The organism is Candidatus Clostridium eludens, assembly GCF_045310515.1.
GTDB classification, from domain to species: Bacteria; Bacillota; Clostridia; order Clostridiales; family Clostridiaceae; genus Clostridium_B; species Clostridium_B eludens.
Genome location: NZ_JBJHZX010000085.1, coordinates 1 through 7,734 on the forward strand (window position 1 = coordinate 1; position 7,734 = coordinate 7,734).

Sequence of the window (7,734 nt, forward strand, 5' to 3'; positions counted from 1 at the left end):
AGCGATTTTACCTTTTTAATATAGAATTTTCAAATAAATCACTTACATAAACTGCTTTCACTTCTATATAACTAACCTTTTTCAGTAACATTTCTTATATTGACTTTAACTTTTCTTTTCCTCACTTAATGCATCATATTAAGAACCTATCCTTAAGTAAATCCCCATATCATACCATAATCAAAATAGATAGAAAAGATATAGGGAATAAAGGAGATTCAAAAACAACATCATACACACAAAGAATTTCTAAGTTCAAAGCTCTCTGCTGGATATTCGAAATTACCCACTTACCTACTCATGGATGAATCACTTTAGAAAAATTAAAGTTATTTAGGGATAGACTTCTAGTCTGTGCAAACATAAAGCTCAAAAAAATAAGTCAAAATACCCCAAACCTTTAATAGTGCGCTGTAGTTTTTTCAAGTTTTATTTAGTAGCACTCCATTAAATAGGAAGCCTAATTCCCCTTAAAATCAAGACTTCAGACCTCTATCCTTTTATTTGCCATACTCCGAAAATCATTGCACTTTTTTTGAAGTATCGGGTGCAACGTAACTTTTAATAACGTACTGCTGTAACTTTATTTTTTAATTTCTCTGTATATCTCCGGACCCTCATTAGGCTTTATAATTATATCATCTAACTTATACTGTATCATTCTTTTAGAATATCCTGTTTGTTGTACTATATTCATTATTAGATATTTGAATACATACCTCATATAAAATATAGCTTTCTCCATAAGTCTTAAGGTATTATTTACTTCCATTGTAAATGACAGGGTTTTAAAATATAAATTATTATAACTGCGTCTTATTCTATATTCAAATACTATTAAAACGCCTTATACTTATCAATAGTACCTATAACAACTTTATATGTGACTATAACCATATATTTATACAATACCGTAAATGCCTCAATTTGTATTATTGTTTAGTCTTCTTGTACAATAGTACTTTATTGTAATTAAGTGAAGATATAATTGCTGAACACAGTAGCACTAACTCAAACAACCTTAAATGTTTTGCACAGGCTTCTGCAGTTTAATATTAAGTAAGTCCAGTACGAATATGAATAATGGCATACCAAGTAAAAGTCCCCATAAACCCATGTATTTTTCTGATAATATTAAGATGGCAAATACCAAAAATTTAGGAATTTTCATACTACTTGACATTAACTTAGGAGACAATATATAATTTTCTATTGAATGAAGTACAGCTACCATTATTAATACTTGAAGTATTTTTGCAAAGCCACCTATTTTAAAAGCAATTAAAGAAAGTGGTATAAGCGAAACCATTGTGCCAACTACAGGAATTAGTACTAAAAAAAATATCATTAGACCTAATCCTAATACTTGTGGGAAACCAAGCATTGCTAACCCAATTGTTGAAAGTGTAGCATTAAAAAATGCTATAATTAGTTGAGTTCTTATAACTTTACCAAATGAATCTGTAAAACTTTTTCCATAAGCTTTAAGATTTTTAAATATACTTAGTTTGCTGCTTTCCTCTGCATTTTTAAATGCATCTACTAAATTTTTTCTTTCCATATTAAAGACTATACTTAATACTAATGCAAGAACTACATTTAAGCTAAATTGTCCTATATCAGAAATTATATTTAGTAATGTATCATTGCCTTGTTCTATTATTTTTTGTATGTTCCATTCTTTAATATATGGTTTAATAAATTCTACAATTTTATTATTGCTATTTTCAGTTAGACTCACACTTGATATCTGTGTAACTAATGTGTTAATTTGATTTACAGCTTTAGGAACATAATTGTATAGTAACAAAATAATGGATATAGCTAAAGCAATATATATTATTGCAGAAGTTAATTTTCTTATTAGTGGGGCTAAATTATACAACAGTTTACCTAAAATTTTATTCATAGTATATATTAAATAGGAAAATAGAAAAGTAAATAGTATTAAATCTATAGAATCACGTAGCAAATACAAAAATATAACAATAAATAATAAGGCTATAACCTTTTGAATAGCTTCAAGTTTAAAGATACTTTTTAGAGTATTAATAAATAAATTCACTTTTTTCTTCCTTCCCATTCTTAAATATTTAGTATATTCTTATTTACTAATCTCTGTTCTATCTTAGTAGTAATCAAGGAATATACTACTGGAACAACTATAAATGTTAGAAAAGTAGCTGTTAAAAGACCAAACATTATAGTTACAGACATTGGACCAAATAATGCACTTTTTGAAAATGCTAGTGGTATAAGTCCTGTAATAGTTGCTGTTGAACTTAATATGATTGGTCTAAATCTTTGGCTTACAGCTTGCAGACAAGCTTCATCTATAGAAAGTCCTTCATCCCTTCCATCATGTATATATTCTATAAGCAATATTGCATTTCTTATAACTACTCCAATAAGACTTATTATCCCCATTACAGCAGTTAAGGACAATGGCATTTTAAATATTAGAAGTCCTATTACTACTCCCATTAATGATAATGGAAGAGAACACATTATTATAAGAGGCTGTATAAAGGATTTAAATTGAATAAATAAGAGTACATAAATTATCAATATAGTAAATGCTCCTGCTATGGCGAGACTGGTAAAGTTTTTCTGTATTTGATACTTTTCTCCATCATAAATGACCTTTACACCATTTAAGTCCATTTTATCTATTTTTTCGCTTAGGGCATTTTCCACATCTACTGAGTTATACCCCGTCTTTATGTCACTATATACTGTTACTGTTTTATCTTTTTTGTAATGTTTTATTTGATCCAGTTCCGGACTAAGAGTAATGTCTGCTACCTGTGATAACAGCACTTTATTATTGGTAACACTTGATTTAATCTGTAAGTTTTCAAGATCCTTTACCGATGAAATATTAGTTTTAACTAAAATATCATATTCACTGCCATTTTTTCTATACACAGAACTACTATAGCCACTTAAGGCAATATTTATCTGCTGCAGTATATCAGATTTTAATAAACCAAGTTGTGATGCTTTAGTATCATCTATATTTACTTCATATTCATAAGTTTTTTTTGCCGCATCATCCCTTACATTTAAAGTTCCAGGTATGTCTTTTAACTGCTGTTGTATTTTATTTGAGGCAGCATAAATTTTATCCAGGTCATCTCCAGTGAGTCTTAGCCTTATAGGTGCTCCTGTTGGTTCAGCTTGCTCCAAAAGTTTTACTGTAGCTGTACCTTCATAAATTTTACTATCTAATAGACCTTGTATGTATTCAGCTAATTCTTGTCTTGTTTTAAATCTTTTAGTTTTATCTATATTTATCCTTACCATAATTTGAGCTGTATCCTTTGATGGTGCTACTGTAGGCAAGGTAATATAAAATTGAGGCATACCGCCGCCTATGGCTGAGGTGTAACCTATAACTTCTTTTTGTGCCTTTAATATATCCTCTACATGTTTCACCAAGTTAGCCGTACTATTTATGTCATCAACTTTTTCAGTGGAAATATCCACGTAAATTATATTTTTGTCTACGTAAGGGAAGAATTGCATTCCAAGGGTTTTCATTATACCCATAGATACTATAAACACTCCTACAGCCGCCATAACAACAGTCTTTTTATGTGCAAGCCCATATGTTAAAAGTTTATGAAACATTTTACGAACTTTGCTTTCCTTATCAACTTTTTTACTTTTCCTGAAGACTAATGAAGACATAGCTGGAGTTACAAATAAAGCTGATATATATGAACAAGTTACACATATCATCACTACTTGAGGTAAGGATCTTAAGAATTCTCCGACAGATCCAGGTATTGTTAATAGTGGTGCAAAAGCTCCTACAATAATTAATGTGGAAGTAAATACAGGCACAAATAATCTTTTTATACCACTAAAAGCAGCTTCATCAGAGGTCTGCCCTCGGTCTATCCCTACCTGTATAACATCCCCTATTACAATAGCATCATCTACTAATATGCCAAGGGCTATAATAAGTGCAGTAGTAGACATCTGCTGTACTTTAATTCCAAGAACATTCATCACAACAAAAGACATTGCTATAGATATAGGAATAACTGCAGATACCACTAGCGAGTTCCTAAGCCCCATTCCTATAAGCACTGTTATGATTACAAGAATAACACCTTCTCTAAGATTCTTCATAAAGAAGGAAACTGAATCACTTACATCTTGAGGTTGAAATGTAACTTCATCTATAGTCAAATCATTGGGCAGCTGCTTTTTTACGTCAGCTAGTTTTTTCTTTACATCATCACCTATGAGTACTATATTTTTATTATTTTGAAAATACCCTGCTAATAATACAGTATTAGCTCCATTGTCAGTAAATTTAAGATCAGAATCATCATCATAATCCATATATACTTTTGCTATATCTTTAACTTTTACAGTTTCTCCGGTGGTACTTGAAACTCCTACAATAGTATTTTCTATATCATGCAGTGAGGTAAAAGTGCCTGGAGTATCAACCTTTATTTTCCCCGTACTTAAGTTTAAAGATCCCGAAGGAATATTTATATTTTGTGCTTTTAATACATTACACACATCTTCAATAGAAATAGAATATTTATTTATTTTACTCCAGTCTACTTCTACCTTTACCTGTTTATCCTGTTTTCCATCTACATCAAATCTAGAAATGCCACTAACATTACTTAATTGTTTTTTTATGTCATCTGCATAATTTCCAAGTTGTTCATAAGAATAGTTTTTACCAGATACACTTACAATCATACCAGCTGTCTCTGTAAGGTTAGTATCTATTTTGCTATCTTGGCATCCAGTTGGAAGATCAGACTTTAAATCATTAATCTTATCTCTTAAATCCCTCCATGCCTTATCTTTGTCCACATTATTGTTTAAATAAACAATAACTATGGAAGCACTATTTTTTGAGTATGATTCCATATAATCATAGCCATCTATCTCTTCAGCCTTATTTTCAATTTTCTTCGTAACCAATTTTTCTATATCACCAGGAGAAGCTCCAGGATATATTGTAGTAATCATAGCTGCAGGAGATGAAACATCCGGACTTTCTTGCTTAGGAATAATATAGTAGCAATAAAAACCACCTATAATAGTTATAGCTACTAAAAACAGTACTATTTTTTTATTTTTTATGGCAGTTCTAATTAATTCCATAATAGATTCTCCTTTACCTTACTGTAACTTTATAGCCAGCCTTTATATTTTTCATACCTTCAACAACAAGTTTGTCACTCGCTTCTAAACCTTCTACTGAGACTTTATCCTCATTTGTATCTCCAAGGGTTACATTTTTTCTAATAGCATGTCCACCTTGCACTACATAAACATAATCTTCTCCATCATTCAAAACACTGCTAATAGGAATCAATATAGAATTTTTTTCGCCTACATTAATATAAACTTTTACGTCTTCACCTATATAAAACTTGCTGTTGTCTATTGGACTTAATAGTTTAATTTCAGTACTATAAGTACCTGATGTTTCATCTGCCATTTGAACTATGTTTATAATTTGACCATCTACTGTAGCGTCACCTATTTTAACCTGAGCCTTTGTACCAACAGCCACCTTTTTTACATCATCTTCAGACAGTCCCACAGTAACAACTTGATTTTCGGTTCTTAGTAAAATTACTGGATTACCTGCAGCCTGCATTTCACCTTCTTTACAAAGTACATCCACTACATAACCATCAGTATCTGCCGTGAGTGAAGCATCTTGAACTAAGTTAACTTTTGAATCGTAATCAGCTTTTGCTGTATTTAATTGAGCTAAAAGAGCTTGTTTATCTTCTTCTCTAGAGCCATTTTGGAGCTGTTCTAGACTTTGCTTTGCACTGTTTAAGGTACTTTCGCCGCTATCTAACTGAAGTTTAATATCATCAAGTTGCTGCTTTGCAACTGCACCACTTTCATATAATTTGACATTTTTATTGTATAAATCCTCATAATAATTATAATTATCTTGAGCATTCTTCACTGCTATCTCAGCTTTGTTTATATCTTCTGCCTGAGCACCATTTACTGCTTTATCATATTGTGCAGAAGCTGAATCCATTTGTGACTTGGCAGCTTCCATTGCAAAATCCAAATCACTTTTATCCAAATCCACCAGATTGTCTCCCTTTTTTACATGTTGACCTTTATATACATATATTTTTGAAATCCTTGCAGAACTTTTAAAGGAAAGCTTTCTCACTTCGCTGCCCCCTGTTATTCCTTCATATTCTAAAGAAACTGGATAGTTTCCATTCTTAACCTCTAAAATCCTTACAGGATAACTTTTAGAATTAGTTTTTTCGGAATTATCTTTGCTACCACATCCACTTAGTATGATTGCACTTATAAATAGGCAACAAAAGGATAAAAGTTTTTTTTTCATTTTATACCTCCTATAGTTTAAATAACATAATAGTTTACTGTGTGGTTATTTGGTGTTTAGTAATTTACTATTTTTTAGTTTATATTGTTAATTCTTGTAATTCCTTTCCTAAAATTTATACTGAAGTATATGAAACACTTGTGTTTTAATCAACATGCGTTTATTATAAAATGTGTATTGTGTAACTTCAATCATTAATCTACTGGTGATTTGTGGATTATTCGACATATAATGAACAAGTGTTGGGTAACTGTTAAAATATTTTTTGGGGGTTTTATCATGGAGGGAAAGAAACTTGATAGGCGTATAAGGAAAACTAAACAGACCTTGCTTCAGGCATTGACAACGCTTATGTCTAAAAAAAAGATTAATAATATTACAGTAAAGGAGCTTACTGACTTAGCAGATGTTAATAGATCAACCTTTTATCACTATTATGAAGATATATTTGATATGGTGGATAAGATAAAAACTGAACTGGTTAATGATTTTAGTGAAACTTATGACAAATTTTCAAAAGAAGCTACTACTTATGATGACTTGCTATCTTTTTTTATATATCTATTTGAGTTCGTACAAATCAATGCTAAAATGTTTAAGATATTTCTTTGTAATGATGGTGGCTATACTTTTATAGAGAAATTTAAGGATGCCATAAAACACTGCAAGATTCCTCTAGACGATACAGCTTCAGCAACAGAAGCTCGTTATTGCATGCCTTTCGCCATATCAGGCTGTATAGGAGTAATCCAACAGTGGTTAAATGATGACATGAATGCTTCTCCTAAAGATATGGCTGAAATTATGGTTAAACTGCTTTAAAGAACATTTCTTAGGGGTAGTATAAGCCAAGCTATCATTAGGGACAAAATATGTTGATTTGTGGTATATACTTTGTCCTTGGTAACATGAATCTGATACTTCTTCATAGTTAATATTATATATTACGTTTTTAGAGTACTTAAACTCCTATTAAATACTTATACTCAAAATCAATGCCATCAAGTGCCTTATTTATGCTATACTTTGCACTTCTAACCTTCTCAACATATAATTCCCTTTCATCTAAGGTATTACAGCTATTCATGACTTCCCCAAGCTCTTTCCTTAGCGGTACTACAATCATCCTATCCCTTATGAAACCGGTATGTTCAAGGCTTAGCAGATAATAATCCTTATAAATATTTTTAAAAAAATGCCTCGTTTTGTACTATCCAGGCCACCTAAAACTATAATTCTCAATAAACTTTTTTATCCAATTATCTTTTCCCTATTGCAATAATATTTAGCCAAGATTTTTACCCACTGCCATATAAATATTTGTCAGCAAAATTCATGGTTTCTATGGCCCAATGAATACTATG

Annotated in this window: 6 protein-coding genes; 1 reads left to right on the forward strand and 5 read right to left on the reverse strand. The window is 30.9% G+C overall.

The window, feature by feature from the left end; all coding sequences use genetic code 11:
* Positions 1-583: 583 nt before the first annotated feature.
* From ACJDU8_RS24715 to ACJDU8_RS24730, 4 genes are all read right to left on the reverse strand, one after another.
* Positions 584-724 carry a hypothetical protein gene (locus ACJDU8_RS24715; RefSeq protein ID WP_406794849.1) on the reverse strand — a complete coding sequence of 47 codons (141 nt, stop codon included), beginning with the start codon at positions 722-724 and terminating at the stop codon, positions 584-586.
* Between the two features lie 297 nt (positions 725-1,021).
* Entirely contained in the window at positions 1,022-2,065 is a 1,044-nt protein-coding gene (locus tag ACJDU8_RS24720; protein WP_406794850.1) for an AI-2E family transporter, read from the reverse strand.
* Positions 2,066-2,085: 20 nt separating this feature from the next.
* Entirely contained in the window at positions 2,086-5,142 is a 3,057-nt protein-coding gene (locus ACJDU8_RS24725; RefSeq protein ID WP_406794851.1) for an efflux RND transporter permease subunit, read from the reverse strand.
* A 13-nt stretch (positions 5,143-5,155) separates the two neighbouring features.
* A complete protein-coding gene (locus tag ACJDU8_RS24730; protein ID WP_406794852.1) occupies positions 5,156-6,370 on the reverse strand; it encodes an efflux RND transporter periplasmic adaptor subunit in 1,215 nt (404 codons plus the stop codon).
* 279 nt (positions 6,371-6,649) lie between these two features.
* Between ACJDU8_RS24730 and ACJDU8_RS24735 the strand changes: the two genes are divergently transcribed.
* Positions 6,650-7,192 (forward strand): TetR/AcrR family transcriptional regulator, encoded by a 543-nt coding sequence (locus ACJDU8_RS24735; RefSeq protein ID WP_406794853.1) that lies wholly within the window; start codon positions 6,650-6,652, stop codon positions 7,190-7,192.
* 139 nt (positions 7,193-7,331) lie between these two features.
* Here the strand turns inward: ACJDU8_RS24735 and ACJDU8_RS24740 are convergent, their stop codons facing one another.
* Positions 7,332-7,496: a hypothetical protein gene (locus ACJDU8_RS24740; protein WP_406794854.1), complete on the reverse strand. Its 165-nt coding sequence runs from the start codon at positions 7,494-7,496 to the stop codon at positions 7,332-7,334.
* Positions 7,497-7,734: the final 238 nt, after the last annotated feature.